The sequence below is a fragment of the Niabella sp. genome, from assembly GCF_030150205.1.
Lineage (GTDB): Bacteria > Bacteroidota > Bacteroidia > Chitinophagales > Chitinophagaceae > Niabella.
This window is the reverse complement of sequence record NZ_JASLGT010000008.1, coordinates 220,132-242,389: the sequence shown is the minus strand read 5'-3', so window position 1 is coordinate 242,389 and position 22,258 is coordinate 220,132. Positions and strand designations below refer to the sequence as shown.

Annotated in this window: 11 protein-coding genes; 8 read left to right on the top strand and 3 right to left on the bottom strand. The window is 46.8% G+C overall.

Annotated features, from left to right (window positions below; all coding sequences use genetic code 11):
• Positions 1-194: 194 nt before the first annotated feature.
• Entirely contained in the window at positions 195-1,370 is a 1,176-nt protein-coding gene (locus Q1V85_RS05690) for an acetyl-CoA C-acyltransferase (protein ID WP_300598321.1), read from the bottom strand.
• Positions 1,371-1,558: 188 nt separating this feature from the next.
• Between Q1V85_RS05690 and Q1V85_RS05685 the strand changes: the two genes are divergently transcribed.
• From Q1V85_RS05685 to Q1V85_RS05660, 6 genes are all read left to right on the top strand, one after another.
• Positions 1,559-2,308 carry a DeoR/GlpR family DNA-binding transcription regulator gene (locus Q1V85_RS05685; RefSeq protein ID WP_300598320.1) on the top strand — a complete coding sequence of 250 codons (750 nt, stop codon included), beginning with the start codon at positions 1,559-1,561 and terminating at the stop codon, positions 2,306-2,308.
• A 21-nt stretch (positions 2,309-2,329) separates the two neighbouring features.
• Positions 2,330-5,596, top strand: a complete 3,267-nt coding sequence (locus Q1V85_RS05680) for a SusC/RagA family TonB-linked outer membrane protein (RefSeq protein ID WP_300598319.1) — start codon at positions 2,330-2,332, stop codon at positions 5,594-5,596.
• 12 nt (positions 5,597-5,608) lie between these two features.
• Complete coding sequence (locus tag Q1V85_RS05675; RefSeq protein ID WP_300598318.1) at positions 5,609-7,279, top strand: RagB/SusD family nutrient uptake outer membrane protein; 1,671 nt, start codon at positions 5,609-5,611, stop codon at positions 7,277-7,279.
• A 577-nt stretch (positions 7,280-7,856) separates the two neighbouring features.
• The gene (locus Q1V85_RS05670; protein WP_300598317.1) at positions 7,857-10,955 is read left to right on the top strand and encodes a SusC/RagA family TonB-linked outer membrane protein; all 3,099 of its coding nucleotides are present in this window, start codon (positions 7,857-7,859) and stop codon (positions 10,953-10,955) included.
• 10 nt (positions 10,956-10,965) lie between these two features.
• On the top strand, positions 10,966-12,849 hold the full coding sequence (locus tag Q1V85_RS05665) for a SusD/RagB family nutrient-binding outer membrane lipoprotein (RefSeq protein ID WP_300598316.1): 1,884 nt from the start codon (positions 10,966-10,968) through the stop codon (positions 12,847-12,849).
• Positions 12,850-12,885: 36 nt separating this feature from the next.
• Positions 12,886-13,740, top strand: coding sequence for a hypothetical protein (locus Q1V85_RS05660; RefSeq protein ID WP_300598315.1), 855 nt, complete (start codon positions 12,886-12,888; stop codon positions 13,738-13,740).
• 126 nt (positions 13,741-13,866) lie between these two features.
• Here the strand turns inward: Q1V85_RS05660 and Q1V85_RS05655 are convergent, their stop codons facing one another.
• Positions 13,867-14,460 (bottom strand): hypothetical protein, encoded by a 594-nt coding sequence (locus Q1V85_RS05655; RefSeq protein WP_300598314.1) that lies wholly within the window; start codon positions 14,458-14,460, stop codon positions 13,867-13,869.
• 329 nt (positions 14,461-14,789) lie between these two features.
• Positions 14,790-17,636, bottom strand: coding sequence for a DEAD/DEAH box helicase (locus Q1V85_RS05650; RefSeq protein ID WP_300598313.1), 2,847 nt, complete (start codon positions 17,634-17,636; stop codon positions 14,790-14,792).
• Positions 17,637-18,011: 375 nt separating this feature from the next.
• Between Q1V85_RS05650 and Q1V85_RS05645 the strand changes: the two genes are divergently transcribed.
• Both Q1V85_RS05645 and Q1V85_RS05640 read left to right on the top strand, forming a co-directional pair.
• Complete coding sequence (locus Q1V85_RS05645; protein WP_366914002.1) at positions 18,012-18,806, top strand: DeoR/GlpR family DNA-binding transcription regulator; 795 nt, start codon at positions 18,012-18,014, stop codon at positions 18,804-18,806.
• A 20-nt stretch (positions 18,807-18,826) separates the two neighbouring features.
• Complete coding sequence (locus Q1V85_RS05640) at positions 18,827-22,243, top strand: TonB-dependent receptor (RefSeq protein ID WP_300598312.1); 3,417 nt, start codon at positions 18,827-18,829, stop codon at positions 22,241-22,243.
• Positions 22,244-22,258: the final 15 nt, after the last annotated feature.

Sequence of the window (22,258 nt, the reverse complement as noted above, 5' to 3'; positions counted from 1 at the left end):
TTAAGAGACATAGATTGGCCCCGGCAAGTGCTGACAGGAGTGCTGGAGCTGAAGGGTGTGACACAAGGATGCCGATAGCAGTGCAAAAGATGGCGACCCAATCGTTATTTCACCTCACCAGCTGTATGCATTTTAAAAAGAACGGCGCTTACCAGCTAATGCCCTTGTGCAGGCAACATTTCTTATTCTTAATTTTACATGCGCTCCACAATTCCCGCAATGCCCTGTCCGCCGCCCACACAGGCGGTAACCATACCATACTTTTTATTCAGGCGCTTCAGATCTCCAAGTACCTGTATGGTGAGTTTGCAGCCGGTACAACCCAGGGGATGGCCCAACGCAATGGCCCCGCCGTTAATGTTTACAATATCCGGGTTAAGGCCCGCTTCCCGGATCACCGCCAGGGATTGCGCACCAAATGCTTCATTTAATTCGATAAGGTCGATGTCATTCAGGGAAAAACCTGCGCGGCTCAATGCTTTGGGAATAGCGGCCACCGGCCCGATGCCCATAATGCGCGGATGTACCCCGGCAACAGCGCTGGCAACCAGCCGGCCGATGGGCTCTAATTGTAACTCCCGCATCATTTTTTCACCCATCACCACCACGAAGGCCGCGCCATCGCTGGTTTGGGAGGAGTTGCCTGCGGTAACGACACCGTTGGCTGCAAAAACCGGTTTTAGTTTTTGCAATGCCTCCATAGACGTATCGGCACGGGGCCCTTCGTCCGTATCCACTACAAATTTCTTCACCTGCCGCTTGCCTTTTGGATCGATGGATACCTCTTCCACTTCCACAGGGAGGATGCCTTCTTTAAAATGTCCGTTCTGTATGGCATGGATGGCTTTCTGATGCGAATGATAGCTAAAGGCATCGGCATCTTCGCGGGTAATATTAAACTCTTTTGAAACAGCTTCAGCGGTTAGTCCCATATTGAGGTAATAGTCCGGCTCATCATTGGCGATGGAATAGGAGGGAACCGTTTTCCATCCGGATGCCGGCACCATGCTCATGCTTTCGGTACCACCGGCAATGATACAATCGGCCTGCCCGGTGCGGATCTTAGCCGTTGCCATGGCAATGGTTTCGAGGCCGGATGCGCAATACCGGTTAACCGTGGCCCCCGGCACTTCTATGCCCAATGCGCGGGCGGAGATAATACGGCCTACCTGCAGTCCCTGTTCTGCTTCGGGCACGGCATTGCCCACAAGCACATCATCTACCCGCCTGGCTTCCAGCTGCGGTAAAGAAGCCATCAGGCCTTTGATTACGGTAATGGCAAGATCGTCCGGACGGTAAAAGCGAAGCCCGCCCTTTTTAGCTTTGCCCACTGCGGTGCGATAACCGGCAACTATATATGCTTCCTGCATAACGCGTGTTTTTAACGATGACCAAAAAATAGTTGTTTATGCAACTTGTTTGACCAAATATACTCTTTTTCCAAAACATTCCAACGGAGATTTTTATGGCTGGGGACCCTTTTATTTATGCACTTTTTTTTGATTTTTTGCGAGTTTTTGCTGGTTTCTTATTTACCTTTAGCAATAAATTAACGATTGTGTTAAAGAAAGAACGACAAGCATATATTCTCCACCGGCTGGATCTGCATAATAAAGTGTTGAGTGCCAAGCTTTGTGTGGATATGGAAGTGTCTGAGGACACCGTACGCAGGGATTTGCAGGAACTTGCAGAAGCTGGGCGGCTGATCAAAGTACATGGCGGCGCATTATCGCTGGCTTTTAATGAGGTGCATTTTAACAGCAGCCCCGTGTATTCGCAAACGCAGAAGGCCGTAATTGCGCAGAAAGTGATCGGGTTGATCAAGGAAAATATGTATGTACTTACAAGTGGGGGCACCACCATCATTGAAATGGCCAAACGGCTGCCGCCGCAGCTGCGGGCCACTTTTATTACGGGTAGCATACCGGCGTTAAATGCTTATATCGCGCATCCCAATATCAATGTAGTGGTGGTGGGGGATAAGGTAAATAAAGAATCCAAGATCACGGTAGGCGCCAGTGCCATAGCCAAGATCAAGGAAGTAAATGCGGACCTGTGCATTTTAGGGACCAATGCCATCGATCTGCGCCGGGGTATTACGGACAGCGACTGGGAGGTCGTAGAACTAAAAAGGGCGATGGTAGCCACTTCTGCTAAAACCGTGTGCTTAACGATTGCAGAAAAGCTGAACTCTTTTGAAGCGCTGCAGGTTTGTGAATTAAAACAGATCGATTACCTGGTTACGGAGCTGAACCCGGATGATGAGTTGCTGCAGCCGTATGTAAAGGCAGGGATAACAGTTTTATAAAAAATGGAAAACAAATTTCAAATGAACAAATATTCACGTCTGCTGACATTTTTGTTTTGTAATCTTTTGTCGGCAATTGCTTTTAGCCAGTCGGGCAAGGTTACGGGTACAGTAACAAGCGATGGACGGTCCCCGATACCGGGCGCTACTGTTATTGCTTTGAAAACAGGACAGGGAACTGCAACGGATTCGACCGGGCACTTTGAATTATTGGCACGCGCGGGGGACAGCCTTTCTGTTTCTGCTATCGGGTTTGTTGATAAGAATATTGTGGTAGGATCGTCCCGTATTGTAAATGTGGTATTGACCACAAGTTCCGGGGAGCTGGAAAATATAGTGGTGGTGGGCTATGGCAGCCAGAAAAAGGGCAATCTTTCGGATGCCGTTGCTACGGTAGATGTTGAAAAAACATTTACGAACCGGCCAATCTCAGATCCTATGCGGGCCTTGCAGGGAGCTGTTCCGGGGTTGAACATTATGTATAAGAATGGAGGATTAACCAGTACCGCTGATTTTAATGTAAGAGGTATTGGCTCTATTAACTCAACCAATGGTGGAAGACCGTTGATTTTGGTGGATAATATCGAAACCCCGGATCTGAGCATTATTAACCCAAATGATATTGCCAGCATATCTGTATTAAAAGATGCCACTTCTGCGGCTATTTATGGAACCCGGGCGGCTTTTGGGGTGGTATTGATAAAGATGAAAGAAGGCAAACGGAACCAGAAGCCTTTTGTGAGCTTCAATAGCAATTTTTCCTCGGCCAAGGCCATCAGCCTGCCCCAGTTTGCAGATCCTGTTAAGGAACTTCCGGGGATCATCTCGGCTGCACAGCGGGCGGGTACCGCTTCCCCGGAATCTTTCGGGATGCAGTTAAAAACCTTGCTGAGTGGTATTCAAACCTGGGAGCAAAAGTATAAAAGCACAAACACCGGAACGGAGATGATCAAGGGCCAGGACTTTGATATTATCAATAATATTTTTTACTTCTATAAAGTATGGGATGTAAATAAGCTTATGTTCCGTGCCATGCCGCAATCTAACCAAACGCTGAGTGTTACGGGAGGTGGCGACCGGGTTAGTTATTATTTATCGGCGGGTTATAATAACCAGGGTGGTATCTTTAAAATGAACCCGGATAATATCAAAAAATATAACCTTGTTGGTGGGGTAAATGTAGATATTACAAAATGGTGGACGGTGGGCATCAAATCGATGTATCGGAATTTTGAATACACGGCCCCGTATGGCTACCAGGATTATTTTTATTACATGTACAGATGGGGCGCATATTGGCCTTATGGTACCTATAACGGGCAGTACTTTCGGAATGTGCCCGGATATCTTAATGCAGCGCACCCATCTTCCACCATCGATAATTATACCCGGGTAGAGTTAACAACAACCATGAAGTTGTTAAAAGGACTGGAGTTGAATGTGAACTACGTTGTTGGAAAGGATAATGTGATCGGTCACCAGGTGGGTGGGCCCGTGCGGGTGTTGAACAACTGGGCCGCGGTTCCCGATCCTAATGACATCAGCTCTGCCCTGACGGATATTTCTTTAGCTTCGCAAAATGTGGCGGCCTACACGGCCTCAAGGGTTGGACAGAATTCATTTAATGCCTTCCTGACCTATACAAGAGGTTTTGGTGATCATCATTTTAAGATAATGGGCGGAGCGAATTCGGAAGATTTTGAAAACCTCAGCATTTCGGCTTCCCGCAGAAATTTACTGGATCCTAACAAGGGAGAGCTGAACCTAGCAACAGGTGATCAGTTCGCCAACAGCGGCCATGGTAACCGCGCTTATTCCGGCTTCTTCGGCAGGTTGAACTATGATTATAAAGAAAAATACATCCTGGAATTTATGGGGCGCTATGACGGATCTTCTTCTTTCCCGTTAGCTACCCGCTGGGGATTCTTTTCCGGTTTGTCCGGGGCCTACCGGATCAGTTCCGAAGCATTTATGCAATCGCTGAAGCCCGTGCTCAACGACTGGAAGGTACGTGCTTCCTGGGGAGCCGTAGGCAACCAGGACTTTGGTGGAAACCAGTTCTTTGTTGCTTCCATGTTCAATACAAGCGGGTACTGGATGGCCAACAACAACTGGGCACAGGGCGTTTCGTCTCCACGGGCAGTGCCTAAAGACCTGCTTTGGGAAAAAGTGGAGTCGATTGATATAGGATCTGATTTCAGCTTCTTTAAAAACAACAACCTTTCGGTAACGTTTGACTGGTACCAGCGCACGACCGCCGATATGATTGCAACAGTAGTTTTGCCGGGCGCTTTTGGAACATCGGGCGGCCCCCCCGGTTTGCCGGACCTGAATCCCAAAAGAAACGATGGAACCCTGCGTACGCGTGGGTATGAAATAAGCATCAACGGGAATGTACCCGTAAATAAGAATTTGTCGCTTTATGGCATGCTTGGTTTTTCAGACAATAAAACCATCGTTACGAGATGGTTCAATCCTTCCCAGTTGATCAATAACTATTATTCGGGCTCTACATACGGCGATATCTGGGGCTTTGAAACCGACCGGTATTTTACGGATGCCGATTTTGTGAAGGATGCGAACGGAAACATTACCGGGTATGCGAATGGCATTGCCAGTCAAAAAAATCTTCAGACAGGGAACTTTGTATATGGACCGGGTGATATTAAATACAAAAATTTAAATGGTGACGGGCAAATTGATGGCGGCAAGGGATCTGCCTCCGATCACGGAGATTTAAAAGTGATTGGTAATAGCCGTCCCCGTTATATGTTTAACGGAAGGTTAGGCGGAAATTTTAAAAATTTTGATCTGGATCTGTTTATCCAGGGTGTGGGAAAACAGAATGTTTGGGGCCTGGGGAATGTAGTATTGCCGATGTACCAGGGAACCGATATTTTATATGCAGACCAGGTGGATTACTGGACCCCTGAAAATCCCAATGCCCGCTTCCCCAACCCTTATCCCAATAACCAGGGCGGAACGGTGAGCGGCCTGCAGGCAGGATCCAATAATTTTTATCCGCAAACAAAATACCTGCTCAACCTGGCTTATGCGCGGCTGAAAAACCTTACCATCGGGTACACATTGCCATATGATCTGCTGGCAAAATATCATTTTCAAAAAGTGCGGGTGTATCTAAGTGGTGAAAACCTGGTGACCATTAAGGATAAATATCTTCCGATTGATCCGGAAGCTTACGATGTTAGTTCAACCGCAGGGTTTACGGGAAGGACATGGCCTATTGCCCGGACCTTTTCATTTGGAGTACAAATTAACTTTCAATAAAATCAGCATACCATGAATTCTTTTAATAAATTATTATTAATAGCGTCGCTTTTTGTTATTGCGGCATCCGGCTGTGCAAAGTATATAGATAAACGCCCGCTCGATAGTTTCAGTGATGGTGATTTCTGGACCGGAGAAGACAACTTAAGGGCCTATAGCTGGGAGTTTTATTCTTTGTTTGCTGGTTACGGAAATGGAAATGGCACCGGAGATTTCTATTTTACATCCTTCAATGATGACCAGGCGGACCCCAGTCTTCAGATCTTTGCCGCCAATGCCCCTTCGGGTAACAGCGCCTGGAATTATTATTGGGTGCGTAAGGCCAACCTGATGCTGGCGCGTATTGATGGAATGCCCATTCCGGATGAGGCAAAAAATCATTGGAAAGGTGTTGCAAAATTTTTCCGGGCAATGACCTATTTTAACCTGGTAAAAACATTTGGCGGTGTTCCTTTTATCAATACCTATCTTGACCTGGCTGATGTGGACAGGATCTACAAGCCAAGGGACAGCCGGGTGCTGGTTATGGACAGTGTATTGGCAGATCTGAATTTTGCCGTGGCCAATTTGCGTGTTAAGGACCAGGCCAACACAATAAACCAGGATGTGGCCTATGCGCTCTTGTCGAGAGTGGGCTTATATGAAGGCACCTATCGTATTTATCACAAAGATCCGGCAGTGACCAATGCAGATGTATATTTGCAGGCCTGTAAAACGGCTTCGGAAAAGCTGATGAATTCCGCTGCAGGGTATACATTGAATGCGGATTACCAGACTACGTACAATTCGCTGGACCTGAACGGAAATAAACAGGTAATCCTGTATAAGCAATACCTGGCGGGGTTCCTGGGGCATTCGGTGATCGGTTTTACCAATAGTTCCACCGTAATGAAAGGTCTTTCTAAAAATGCGGTAGAATCGTATCTGTGTACAGATGGGCTTCCCATTAGCCTGTCTCCATCTTATAGAGGAGATGATACCATTATTAATGTTCGGGCAAACCGCGACAAGCGGTTACTGGAAACGATCAGCGACTTTTTATGTTACCAGGGCAAACTGGTAAACGGGTTGAGCTCCAGTACCGGCTACCGGCCGGCCAAGTTTCTGCAGCCCGCCGATGCTCAGCTGGCGCCCAATAATACAACGGATGCGCCCATCTTTGGTCTTCCGGAGGTATTGCTGAACTATGCGGAAGCCTGCACAGAGTTGGATCGTATGGGCAAATACAGCATCAATCAGGCCGACCTCGATAAGTCGGTTAATAAATTAAGATCGCGCGCCGGCGTAGCATCGTTGCAGGTTATGGCAGGCCAGGGAACCGCCATCAATGGTATTGGTTTTATAGATCCGAAAAAGGACGCAGATCAGAATGTTACCTCCCTGCTATGGGAAGTACGGCGGGAGCGCAGAACCGAATTGATGATGGACGGGTTCCGGTTTGATGACCTGATGCGATGGGCAAAGGGCGCCTACATGGATAATGCTGTAAATCCCGATATTTTTAAAGGAGCCAAAGTAGCCGGAAATGGCCAGGTTAAAACAGATGCCAATGGTTATATAACGCCTTATGCCGCCGGAGCAGCACGGCCCTTTATTGATCCTAAAAACTATCTTTCAGCCATCCCAACAGGTCAGATTGCGTTATATCCCGATGGAAGCTTTAAACAGAATCCGGGATGGTAATGGGCCTGGACCGATTTTTTCAGGCCGGCCGGAAACCGGCCTGAAAAATCTTATAGCGGATCCATTTACAGGGGGGCATTTCGCTGTATTATGTTAGATTCAGGGTGTTCGATCATTTATTGGCTGCCGGCATTTGCATGCTGGGTTCTCAGATGCAGTCTACCGGTAGCTTATTATATCACTGGTAATAATTTATGGAGGTTACCCTGCCAATAAACGCCAAAGGAGTTTATTTCCCTCTTATTCCTCCAGGTACCGCAGCGGATAAATAGCGCGGAAGTTTTCCTGTTATTTATGCGCATATTTGCAGGTTTTTTATAGAAGATGCTTGTTTTTACCATCTTTTTTACATATCTTTAACAGGGTTTTATACGAATTAACGGGATCATGAGAAAGTTTTTATAACGATTGATTGCAAAACAGAAGTATAGTTTGTAGCATTTCTGTGATTTTTTTATAGATTTTATTGATAAGCCGGCGGGTGACAGGCCAGAGGCAATGGGTGTGCTTTTCGTTTACACTATGGCATTTGAAAAAACAGGACTATTATAATTTTTTAATCAAAATGTATGAGAAAATGAAAAAACTAACTGGACTGGTTGGTCTGTTATCGGTTTTGTTGATGCTTCTTCCACATATAGGAAAAGCCCAGGTGAAACAGGTTACAGGAACCGTATACGATGAAGAAAGCAGACCCCTGTCAGGTGTTACCATTACCATTAGCGGTACTTCCATCGCAACGCTTACCGGAAGCGATGGTGGTTTTAGAATATCAGGCAGGGATATTTCCTCCTTGGTTTTCACCCACATCGGGTATTTGACGCAAACGATTCGGGTAGAAGGGAAAACAGCGCTTAAGGTAACCCTTGTTGCGGATAAAGGATCGATGGATGAAGTGGTGGTTACAACAGAATTTGGAATGAAACGTATCGGGCGGGCCGTGGGCTCTTCTGTACAGGTCATTGATGGTAAAACCATTGCTGAGTCTGGCCGGGATAATTTCATTTCTGCCCTGCAGGGCCGTGTTCCCGGGTTGAATGTTACTTCTACCAGCGGATTGCCCGGTGCTTCCACAACAGTGGTGCTGCGCAATCTTACTTCCATTTCGGGAAACAATCAGCCTTTATATGTTGTGGATGGTATTCCTATGAATAACTCCACTTTCGACCCGTTGAAAATGGGACAAACTACCGAGCTTTTGTCGGTGCGTAATATGGATTATTCTTCCCGGGGAAATGATTTCAACCCCGAGGATATCGAATCAATAACCGTGCTGAAAGGGGCTACTGCAGCGGCTTTATATGGCTCCGATGCATCCAATGGCGCCATTATTATTACAACAAAAAAAGGACGGGCGGGCAAAGGACGTGTTACCTACGACAATGCGTTCCGTTGGGACCATGCTTATGGTTATCCTGATATGCAAACAAAATATGCTGAAGGCGCATATGGTACCACCAACTATTATTACACCTCCCGGTATGGCGGTTTATATCCCGAGGGTATGAAGCTGTATGACAATGTAGCGGAAATTTTGCAAACAGGCTTTTCTCAAAGACATAGTGTATCTGTTGAAGCGGGGTCGGATAAAGCAACCCTGCGTGGTAGCTTCTCATACCTGGATGGACAGGGCGTTATTAAAACAACCGATTACGGGCGTATGAACCTGAGCCTGGCCGGTAAAGCTGATATTACCAGCTGGCTGAAATTTGAAAGTGCCATGCAATACGCGCACTCAACAAATGATAAAGCGCTGCTGGGTACGGAAGGCCCGCTGGCAAAAGCAATGCTTTGGCCTATTGTAGATAATATGGCCAACTATCTTACACCAGACGGTACACATATGAGAACGCCCGATTATTATACAGACCTGGATATGCTGAACCCGCTCTTTGCCATGTATAAGAACAAGAATTTTGATAAATCAGACCGGTTTATCACAAATGTGGCATTTACGGCAGTACCGGTGAAAAATACATTTTTACGGGCCCAGGTAGGATGGGATGTGGGAATGCAAACCTTTGTATCATCAAGGCATCCTTACTATTCAACCAATAATGCTGGCACCGGTACTTATAGCCTTGTGCACTCTAATTTTTCTGATCCTACAGTGAACATATTAGCGGGTTATAATAACAAGTTTTTTAAGGAGAAATTTTCCTTTTCCGGGCAGGTTGGTTATCACCAGCTGGAAAATGGTGTAACCCTGCAATCTACCATCGGGTCCAAGTTTATTATTCCGGATTTTCAATCGATCAATAATACCGATCCGGCAACGGTAACCTCTTCGCAAAGCAATACAAAGCGGAGAATACAGGCGCTCTCGGGCCAGTTTGAGTTTGGATATAACAATATGGCATTTATTACTGCAAGAGGCCGTAATGACTGGTCCTCCACACTGCCGCTGAATAACAACCGGTATTTTTACCCGGCAATAGAAGGATCACTGATTGTAACCGAGCTGCCGTTCCTCAAAGGAAATAAAACCGTCAATTTTATAAAATTAAGAGGGTCTGTTGCACGCGTGGGTAAGGATGCGCCCCCCCTGTCTATTGATCCTCAGTTAGAGCCTACATATATGACCGGAGGTGGCTTTAAATACGGGTATACCGGCCCTAATCCAAATTTAAAACCAGAGATGACCACCGCCCGGGAAATCGGGTTTGATACCCGTTTGTTTAATAACCGGGTAAATACCTACTTTTCCTATTTTACTACCCGCAATGCGGATCAGATCGTAAAAGGCTTCCGTTTAAGTTATGCAACCGGGTTTGTATTAAATACCATGAATGTAGGATCCTTTAAAACCTGGGGATGGGAGGCACATATAGACGGGGATGTGTTGCAAAACAAAACCGGCCTTACCTGGAATGTTGGTATTAACGCTTCCCACGGCGGATCAAAAGTCATTTACCTGCCGCCAAACGTTTCTGAATATTATAATCCTTACACCTGGAGCTCAGGCAATATCCGGAATGGTATTATGGTTGGCTATCCGATTACTACGGTAACCGGTCGTGCGTATATGCGGAATGATAAGGGACAGGTGATGATTGACCCAACCACAGGGATACCGCTTACCAGTGATAAATGGAGTGTTATCGGCGACCGGGAACCCAAACTAAGATTTGGCCTGGTAACGAGCCTTTCCTACAAGGGGCTTCGCCTTTCGGGCTTATTTGCCGGCCGGTATAAAGCAACGGTGGTGAACGGAACAAAACGCCTGATGATGACAAACGGAACCAGCTGGGAATCGGTTGCATTGCGTGAAAGAGGACCCGTGGTGTTTAATGGTGTGTTGAATGATAAAAATGTAAATTCAGATAATCCTACTGTTAATACGATTGCGGTTGACTATCATTTGTATGGTAGCAGCATCTTTACCGGGGGGGATGAAAACTGGCTCGAGAAAAATGTGAATTATCTGCGCATGCAGGAGCTACGTGCATCGTACTCGCTTCCGCAAAGTTTGCTGATGAAAAGTAAGTTTATTGCGGGTATTGATATTTACATGGTTGGAAATGATTTATTCACCTTTACCAATTATTCGGGTATTGATGCAGTAGGAAACAACGTGTCTGCAGCAGCAGGCGGAACAGGAGGCGAAGGCATTGATGTGTGGTCCCTGCCTAACCCCCGCGCATTTACTGTTGGTCTTAGCATTTCACTCCGTTAAATTTAAAATCATGAAAAGATACATATACTTCTTTACGATAGCGGCCGCGCTTTTTGCCGGCGGATGTAAGAAATACCTGGATGTAAATAAAAATATAGACGCTCCGGATCATGTGGACGGGTACCTGTACCTTGCAGGGATCCAGCAGCAATATGAAGGTATTTATTGGGAAACCAGGGCCATTGGCGCATTTACCCAAATGATGGGAACCAATAGTTCTACATATAGCACCTATGCGCTGCATTCCTATGTGCCGGGTAGTGACGCAGCAGGGGAAACCTGGCGTATGGTTTATTGGAACCAGGGCATGAACCTCGAAAATCTTATCAATCAGTCGCTGGCGGCAGAAGACTGGACGCTGGCAGGGATCGGCTATGCCATCAAAGCATTTTCATGGGATTTACTGGCAAAAAATAATGTAGATGCCCCCATGAAAGAAGCGTTTGTACCCGGACGGTTATCGCACAACTACGATTATGAAAAAGACATCTATACCCAGGTTCGGGAATGGGCTTATAAAGCGATAGAGTTGCTTGGAAAACCAGATGATCATATCTACGGTAGTAAAATTACCGCCAATGATTACATCTTTGGAGGCGACAAGAATAAATGGATTAAATTTGCTTATGCGGTAATTGTGCGCAATCTTTCTTCGCTTTCCAATAAAAAAGATTTTGCTGCCACATATGCCCAGGAACTGATCACGGCTGCAGGCAAATCGTTTCAAAGCCCCGATGATGATGCCACGCTTAGAATAGCCGGCGGATCCCAATCTGCTCCCTATGCCGATTATAATAATTTCTGGGGAACCGCCGTCAATGCCGGCAGTGGTAATCTTAGCTATACTTATTTTCAGCACGACTACGCCGTGCAATTGTTCACGGGAACGGTTCCGGAATACGACGAGTCTACAGGCGAGAAGGTACGTGGGGTAGAAGGAAACACTTATCATCCGTATAAATTAGCAGCCGATCAAATTGTAACAGACACGCTTGTGCAGGCCTTGGGCCATTATGACCCCCGTGTTGCTTTAAAACTGGGAACAACAAGCAATCCGAATTACCTGAATCTGGACAATGCCGATAGTGTAAAAGCCTACAAGTATTATGGTGGAACTTTTACCAGCACCTCTGGTCCTATAGGAACGGCGCCTTCCTTCTATGGACGGAATGCAGCTTCATTATATAGCGGTGCCGTTCATGACGGTATCGGAAGATGGATTTACAGAGATGATGCGCCGTATATTTTAACAACCTATGCGGAAATTCAATTTTGCCTTGCAGAAGCCTACTGGAAATTAGGAAAGAAAGCAGAAGCATTTGCTGCGTTTAAAGAAGGGGTGAAGGCTGATATGACCACCACGGGCAGGTATATCTACACCGGTAAAAGCGGAAGTCCTACGGGCGGCGATAAAATCAGCAAAAGCCTGTACGCAACGCTTGCAGACCAGTATGTGTCCGGGCCTTTCGTAAATGGGCTGGCAAACTTTACATTGTCGCATATTATGATTCAAAAATGGATCGCGCTTTATCCCTGGGGCGCTCCCGAAGCCTGGGTTGATTTGCGTAAATATAACTACGATATAAAATATACCGGCGAATATCCAAAAAACGGAAACGGCTGGACGCCTACATTGGTGGATCAAAAATGGGATTCAGATCCGCAAAAAGTATATAAGGGCTTTTACCTGATGCCGGCGCAGGTTCAGGGCAGAAAAGTAAGCTACGATATAAAGAACCAGGGCGCACCCTGTTACCGTCTTCGCCCGCGCTATAATTCGGAATACATGTGGAACCTGGCTTCGCTACAGGCATTGAAACCCATACCGGGCACAGCAGATAATTATCAGACATCGATCCCCTGGTTTGCATACCCGGGGGAATTACCCAATTGATCTGTTTACTGATTGTTTTGTATTAATAATTAGAGTATGAAAAATTTAATAAAACTGTTATCGCTTATAATTGTTGTGATGGCCCTTCCTGCATGCAAAAAGCATGTGGTAGAATACAATGCACAACCTGTTGCTGAAAATAAGGCGGAGTTTCAGCTCCACTATTTTGTTCCGGTTACCACGGGCGCTGCCAATAATATCTACAGGGTAGAAGTAAACGGAAAACTTTTCGCCGATTCAACCAATGCCCTTTCAACATACAATGCAATTCCCAGCGGTGGTGTAGGACGCTTTTTTACAGCGGATGCAGGTACCACCAGTTTGAAGTTGTATAAAGGGGGCAATGTGTTGGTATATGATCAAAGTTGCAGTTTAGCCAGTGGCAAACAGAATGTATTTGTGTATGATTTTAGTAAGCCCCCGGTTGTGTTTAACAATGGCTTTCCGTATCCTACAAACCTAACGCAAAACACGGATAGTATTTCATTGGTAAAGTTCTATAATTTTTTATATGAAACAGCCGGTGTTACAACAACGTTGAAATTGCAGTATCAATATCAATACACGGTTAATATTACAACGGGTGAAAAGAGCAACTGGATCAATGTAGGTCAGCCGGTGGCTTTTGGAGAAGCAACCGGGTGGGAGCCGGTAAGGGTTATAAAAAGTATTTTTAATTCCAGCGGATATGCCCGTGTCGATTACCGGATCCGGGTTATTGGTGCGGATGGCACTGACCAGGGCAGTTTGAAAGTGCGCAATTCCTCGGGCAATATGGTAGATTATTCAGATTTCTGGACAACCTATATCGGGCGGGCGGCGCATCATGTACTGGCGGGTATGCGCGCTGCAACGCCGGTATCATCAGTAAGGCTGTTTTATGCCCGCTGATGGGAAGGATAATGGTTGAAAGGTTATCAAAATTCGTAAGGCCGTTTCCTTCGCAGACCTGCGTGTTCCCCTGCGGTTCATTTGAACCGCAGGATGGGCAAAGGCCCGTAATGCAATAGCGCTCCATTACCCGGATCCATATCTCTTCAGCGGTGCATCGTTCTTCGGTTTTCTTTTTCCAATGCGGGGATTGATATCTTTTTGAACAGGTACTGTTTTCATAACCGGAACGGGTACCGGTGGCCCTTCGGGGCTTACAGTTGGGGTGGTTGGCTGCGGCTCCGCTGCTTCCTGTTTCAATATCCCGGCCTTATGCGTTTCCAGCTCCAGTATCAATAGCGACAGCTTTTCCAGGGCAGCGTTTATATACTGCAGCTGCAACTCTTTTTGCGTCAGCCATTGGGGCGGCAGTTTCTGTATACGAATTTCCAGCAGGGCTACCTGGTGCCGGAAGCCGGTAGCCGCATCGAGGTACTCCTCCCGTTCGGGATGGGTTTCCTCCAGCTGGGCGGCTACATTGCTGGCGTGCTCCAGTGCCAGCTCCTTCGACCGCAGTTGCGCTTCCGTTGCGGCCAGGCGATCCAGGCGGCGCTCTATCTGCAGTTCGAGGCCCAGTTTTTTCCATAGCAAGGTCTTTTGATCCCTGTAAGCCTGCTTCAAAGCATCATCACACAGCGGGATGCTGGTAAGGCGACTGAATAATGAAAGGGTGGTAGACATAACGTTGGTTTTGGGGTAAAAGAATACTTACAAGCTACACCCGTAAAGAGCCGATCGCATCAACAAAAAACGTTTTAATCATTTTTTAACGTTTGAGCGGTTTTGTATCAAAACTGGTTGGGGATAATAAGTTGCATATCAGTTGGTTTAGTTTTTTCAGGGAGGAGGATATTGGGGTTATTTGAATTAAAATATTTTCTTATATGATTTTTCTATAGGTTGATACCAGACCCCGGTTTCTTATCAGCTACCGGGCAGCCATGGGAAATGATCAAAAACGGTGGGCTGCTGTTATACTGCCAATAGGGATTGAACGATCTGTATAGTGGCTAACCAAACAACCACTCTACATCCTCCTGTGCCAGGTTTTTGATAAAGCCTTCATCGGTTGCGATAAGATCAGCGGAAAGTTGTTTTTTGCGTTGCTGCAGTTGCAGGATCTTTTCTTCGATGGTATCCTTGCAGATCAGCTTATAGGCAAATACATTTTTGGTTTGCCCGATCCGGTGGGTTCGGTCAATGGCCTGCTGTTGTACGGCTTCATTCCACCAGGGATCAAATAAAAATACATAGTCGGCCGCAGTTAAGGTAATACCGGCATTCCCTGCTTTTAAACTGATCAGGAACAACCCGGTTGTATTGCCTGCTTCCTGGAAGGCCTGCACCATTTCCATACGTTTTGCGGCGGGCGTTTGGCCGTCAAAATGATAATAGGCCATCTCCCTGCGGTTGCAGATCGTTGCAATCAGGTCCAGTACCCCGGTAAACTGGGAAAAGATCAGCACTTTGTGCCGGGGAAGAATTAATTCCAGTTCCTCAAAAAGCCGCTCCATTTTTACAGATGCATCGCTATAACCTGCGGCTTCCGGCAGCAGCTGCGGAGCGTTGCAAACCTGGCGTAGTTTTAAAATGCCCTGCAGTACATCCAGCTTGGCTTTGGCCATTCCTTTTTTCTCTATATCCAGGAAAAGGCTGCTGCGGATCTGTTCCTTAACGTCATCATACAGGGCGCGTTGTGTATCGCTCATTTCACACCACAACGTGATCTCTGTTTTTTCCGGAAGATCAGGTGCTACCTGTTCCTTCGTCCGCCGGAGCACAAAAGGTGCGATCAGTTTCTGCAGCAATTGCTTTTTAACATCATCCCCGTTGCGGTCGATGGGGTCTGCATATTCCCGTTTAAAGAACTCCCGGCTGCCCAGTAAACCCGGTAATGCCGTATGCAGTTGTGCATAAAGATCGAAGGTGTTATTTACAACCGGGGTACCACTAAGGGTAAAACAATAGACCGAACGGATTTCTCCAACGGCCCGGGTGATTTTAGCAACAGGATTTTTTATGTTCTGACTTTCATCAATAAAAACGGAGAGGTAAGACTGGGCGCAGAGTTGTGCTGCTTCAGTGCGAAAGGTACCATAACTGGTGATGAGCACCTGCCGGGCCGGGTTGCCAATAACTGAGGCATCGCGTTGCGGACCATGAAAAACGGTAACGGACAAGCCCGGTGCGAATTTTTTTAATTCCTGTTCCCAGTTGTAGATCAGGGAAGCAGGGCATACAACCAGGCTTTGCATGCCCGGTCTGTTCTCTATGGAACGTGCTAAAAAGGAGATGGCCTGCAGGGTTTTGCCCAGCCCCATATCATCTGCAAGGCAGCCCCCGGCGCCGGCATCGGCCATTAAGCACATCCACTCATAACCTTTTTGCTGGTAGGGGCGGAGGGTGGCCTGTAATGCGGAAGGCAGGGGATACACCTGGGCATCGCTTTGCCATTGCTGCCATTGTTGCCACCAGATACCAGCGTTCTTATTGGCGAATACAGCATTTTCATCGCCGGGTTCCTGCAGGGAAAAGCAAAGCCAGCGGGCAACGGTCAGCTCCTGTTTATGAATCTTTGCGTGCTTCACCAGGGTGGCATATTGCTTCATCCATGCTTCATTCAGCAATCCCAGTGTGCCGCCTTTCAGCAGAACGGTACTTTGGCCCGCCCATAAAATTTTTTGCAATTCTGTTAGCGGAACATTTTCCTTTCCAAAGCGTACCGAAAACCGGCAGGTAAGCTGGTTGTCCTTTTCCTGCAGCCATTCAATATCCGTTTCCGGTAGGTGCGATGAATACCTGAAATGACGCAGCATATCCATGCCCCTCAGGTCTACACCGGACAATAACAATTGATGATACACTTTGGGGAACCATTGCCGTTTTTGTGCTTCGGCAAAAGGAAGATAGTAGTAGCCTTTATGTTGATCCGGAAAGCGGGGATGCAGCGATTCCAGCAGCGTTTTTAATTCCTGCTCCTGTTGCTGGTTGCGGCGGATGACCACCCGTTCCCCGTTTTGGCGGATTTCGGTTGTAGCTTCCCAGGGATCTTCTACGGTATAGCCGTCGTAGGTCCATTGGGGCGTCAGCATTAAAAAGGTATTGCTCAGTTCACTCAGCAGTACACCGGGAACCGGCGGTGTTTCTACGGTCTGGCTGTCCTGCAGGGCATGCGGCTTTACCGGGTATCGTTCTTCCAGTGTTAAAAGGATTGGCCGGAGGGCTTCAGCCGGGGCCGGGCGAAAAGCAGCTTCCTTTTCAAGTCCGTCCAGCGTTTGCTGGTCGGCAAGCGGCATCAGGAAGTACTGGTCATCTTTTCTCAAAAAAAAATGATGCCGTTCCAGGTCTTTCAGCGCATGATCGGTGCCATCAATTTCTGCAATCGCATGGAGGCAATAGCTGCCTGCAGATTCGGTAACCTCAAACTTTAAATAGGGGCGCTGGCTGCTGATGCTGCAGGGCCCCGTAATCCATCGATCCCCGGCTGCCTTATAACTATGGTACCATTTAAGCCTGTCGAACCAGGGCTTTACCTGGCGGAAAAGATCATAATGATGCTTGACCAGTTCCTTCTCCTGGAACTCGCGGTAAGTAAGGGCACTGTTCTGAACCTCAAAATATTGTTTGATGGCGGCAACAGACCTGGATACATTGCTTTCGCTGAAGGCGCCTAATGCCTTAATGAGCGGATCGGGCAAGCGGCCAAAATGCCCCACCACCGATCTTGAGTCGACCGGGGATTTTTCATAAGCAGGCGGTTTACTGCTTTTATCTACTGAAAGGATCTGCAGCAGTCCCTGCTTTTCTCCCGCTTTATGTGCAGCGAGCAATATTGCTGTAGTACGTTGCGCCGTCATTATTGTTATGATAGGGCCGCGCAATATATACAAAAACAGCACTGAATATTTTTTTGTTTTCTGGTTTTAATGTGTATACCCGGCGGTGGCTCTGTCTCAAATAAGAACCGTTCAAGGACATTGGAATGACTATAAGCGATACAATGTCGTTTCCTTAAAGCCGCTGATGTGCAGATTTGGTATCGGCTTTAACTATAATAATGTCGCAGAAAACCGCCGCAGGCGCAATCTGTGCATCTGTGGCAATCATAAAAATTGCTTAAGGAAACGACATCGATAAGCGATAGGTTATTTTATTTTAAATGCGTCTTTTTGCTGCTTTATTCTTTTTCATTGCGTTGCTATTTGCGGTTTTTTATAAAAAATTGCGGGTTTTTGCAAAAAACTCCCTATCTTCATTTTACATTAAAACTGATTGACTTGCTAAAGAAAGAACGACAGGCTTATATACTGCATAGATTGGATTTGCACAACAAGGTGGTAAACGCAAGTTTATGTACCGACATGGGTGTATCGGAAGACACGGTACGGAGAGACCTTTATGAGTTGTCGCAGGCCGGCAAGCTTATCAAGGTGCATGGTGGGGCATTATCGCTGGCGTTTAACGAAGTAAAGTTTGAAACCTCCAATGTGTATTCGCAATCGAAAAAGGTAACGATTGCCGAAAAGGCCATCGGGCTGATCCGGGATAATATGTATGTGCTTACCAGCGGAGGTACCACCATCCTGGAAATGGCGAAGCAGTTACCGCCGCAGCTCCGGGCAACTTTTATTACCGGAAGCATTCCTGCTTTAAATGTATACATTACCCATCCCAACATTAACGTGGTAGTGGTAGGAGATAAAGTGAATAAGGCCGCTCGCATCACCACCGGGGCCAGCGCATTGTCGAGGATACGGGAAGTGAATGCTGATTTATGTTTTCTGGGAACCAATGCCATCGATCTGCAGCGGGGCATTACGGATAACGACTGGGAAGTGATCGAACTGAAAAAAGCCATGATTGCAGCTTCCGCCAAAACAGTGTGTCTTGCTATTTCCGAAAAGCTCAATTCTTTTGAGCCGTTGCAGGTATGTGCCTTAAAACAAATAGACTATTTAATAACAGAATTAGACCCGGATGATAAAATACTGCAGCCTTATGCTGCGGCAGGAATTACTGTTTTGTAGAAAATAAATAATAAAAAACTATGAGTAGATTACGAACCTATGTACTGCTTCTGGTAGTGCTTGCTTTTTCTGCACCTTGCAGCCTATGGGCGCAGAATAGCCCTGTATCCGGAACGGTAGTATCAGAGACAAATAGTCCTATGCCCGGAGTAACGGTTACCGTCAAAGGAACGGCGGTTTCCTCATCTACCAATGATGATGGCACATTCTCCGTCCGCGCTGCTGAAGGTCAAACCCTGCAATTTAGTTATGTGGGCTATCAGGCGCAGGAAGTAAAAATTACAGGTAACGATCCGCTTACCATCACCCTGCATCCGGGAGCCAATTCCCTCGATGAAATTATTGTGGTGGGCTATGGCAAACAACGGCGAGGTAATATTACGGGCGCTGTAACTAATGTGAATATGGACAACCTGAAAAGCCGGCCGATTGCAGATCTGGGCAGGGGCCTGCAGGGCGTTGTTCCCGGCCTATCCATACGAATCCCCAGTGGGGAAGTGGGGTCGGATCCCCTGATCAATATTCGTGGGTTTATCGGTTCCATCCAGGGATCCAGTCAACCCCTCATCCTGGTTGACAATGTGGAAGTGCCGAGCATCCAGGACCTGAACCCCAATGATGTGGAAAGTGTTACCGTATTGAAGGATGCGGCCTCTGCATCGATATACGGGGCAAAAGCGGCCTTTGGGGTGATCCTCATTACCATGAAAAAAGGTACAAAAACGCAGGGTAATGCGCTTACTTACAGCACCAACCTATCCTGGCAAACGCCTTTTAAGGACCTGGAGCTGGCGGGAATAGATGGCCTGCAATACACATTAGACGCTCAAAAAAATATGAAAGGCTCGGGACCGGCCGGTGGGTTCTGGCGGCTGGATAGTGCCAGCCTGGAAAAAGCCCGGGAGTGGCAGCGCCTGTACGGAAGTACAGTAAAACCAACAGACCCGGTGGTATATGGCCGGGATTGGTACTTTAATGGTACGGACAAATATGGTTACCGGATCTATGATCCGATTGATGCCATGATCAAGAAATATAGCTTTACACAAAACCATAATATTTCTTTGAATGGACGATCCAATAACACCACGTATAATGTTGGTTTTGGATACCTGGGACAGGAGGGAATGATGAAGCCGGCCAAGTACGATGATTTTACGCGGTATACCGCCAATCTGAAAGTTTCTACAAAAGTGAATGATTATGTTACGGTAAGGGGGGGCGCCATGTATTCAGACCGGGCTAAACGATATCCCAATTCGACCAATACCTCCGGTTTTGGAGCAGATCCATGGCTATACCTATATCGCTGGAGCCTGTTATTTCCAACAGGTGTGAAAGAGTTGGGTGAAGAGATCCGGGATCCTTATTGGGATGCTAAAAATGCGAATACTGCTACATTAAAAAACAAATATGTAAATCTTAATTTCGGAACTACCATTGATCTTACCAAGAACTGGCAGGTTATAGCAGATTATACCTATGACTACCGCGGAGAAACACTTAGCAGTTCTTTACCTACCCTTAGTTTGCGGGAGCCCTGGTATGCCGCTGTTCCATGGGTAGATGCTGATGGGGATCGGGTTTATGTTGACGCCGCCGGCAACATAACAGATTCTGCGGGTATACCCGGTTACCGGTTCCCGCTGGTGAATTATGTAACCAAGGATCAAAGCTATGTGTACCAGTCTACATGGGCGGCACAGCGGCATACGGTAAATGCCTACTCTGTGTATAATCTGAAATTGAACCTGCAACATAATTTTAAATTTACCCTTGGAACCAATGTCGTAGCCAATAAATGGAACAGCCACTGGTCACGGAAAACCGACCTGATTAATAAAGACAATCCTCAGTTTGATTTTGCAGTGGGTACGGAAACAACCGGCGGAGATGCTAACTGGGATTCGCAATTGGGATATTTCGGCAGGGTGAATTATGCGTTTAAAGACAAATATCTTCTTGAAGGAAACCTGCGCTACGATGCTACTTCCAAGTTTCCGGCTGATTTGCGTTGGAAATGGTATCCTTCTTTCTCCGCAGGATGGGTGTTGAGCGACGAAACATTTATGAAGGAACTGAACCCCATACTCAGTTTTGCAAAGCTCAGGGGTTCCTGGGGGGCTATTGGTGACCAGTCCGTGCCGAATACCCTTTATACATCAACCATGGATATCTCCAAAAATTCATGGCTGACCAGCGGTGGTAAACAATTTGTTCAGTTAAGTACACCGGGACCTGTTTCTCAGGGTATCACCTGGCAGAATATTCAAACCCTTGATCTGGGTGCAGATCTGCGCTTCTTTAAAAATAAGTTCGGCGTTGTATTCGATTGGTACAGCAGGGAAACACAAAATATGATCATCAGCGGGCAATCATTGCCTGCAACATTCGGGGCCGCCGCACCCCTGGGTAATTACGGGAATTTAAAAACAAACGGATGGGAAATCGCTTTGGACTTTAATCACCGTTTTCAAAATGGTCTTGGCTTAAACCTTACCGCCAACTTATCGGATGCCATTACGGTGGTTACCAAGGCAGCAGATTGGAATCTTAAGCGGGAGGACCGGAAAATTGACAACACGTTTGTTACCGGGAAGCGGTATGGTGATATTTACGGCTATGTAACCGACCGGCTCTATCAAAAAGAAGATTTTGTATATGATGCCAATGGCAAATTTGTACAGGAAACGATCATCTGGCAGGGAACGGCAAAACGAACCAATAAGCTGGCGGGCAACAACCCGGTGTATCAAACCTTCTTCGAAGATGGTAATCAGATCTTACTGGTTAGTCCCGGTGATGTAAAGTTTGTAGATGTAAACGGAGACGGGTATATTACTCCTGGCAAGGGTACGTTTGGTGATCCCGGAGACCGCGTGGTGATCGGGAACGTACTACCCCGGTATGAATATGGCTTCCGCATAGCGCTCGATTATAAATCCTTTGATTTTTCCGTAATGGGGCAGGGTGTAGGCAAAAGAAGCATCTGGGGATCCGGTCAGCTGGCCATCCCGGGCTATTTTGCAAAAGAAGGGGCCATGCCGCAGGCCATTGCCGGTAATTACTGGCGGCCCGATCGTACGGATGCTTTTTATCCCCGGGCCTGGGATATGGGCGGCTCCAACTCCGGTTTTGTAATGGTACCGCAAACCCGTTACCTGCTCAATATGGCCTATTTCCGGGTAAAGAATATAACGCTGGGATATAACGTGGCGGAAGATTTACTTCGACGTATACGGTTAAAGCAGGCGCGGCTTTATGTTTCTTTGGAGAACTTTATCACATTTGATAAACTACGGGGACTGCCCATTGATCCAGAAGCGATTTCAGGAGTTTCCATGTTGAAAGGAGATGGGAACTATAACCTGGGGCGTACCGGTACATCGAATCCCACGTTTAAGATTGCTTCGGTGGGTATAAACATAGGATTATAATTCTCTTTCATCTAC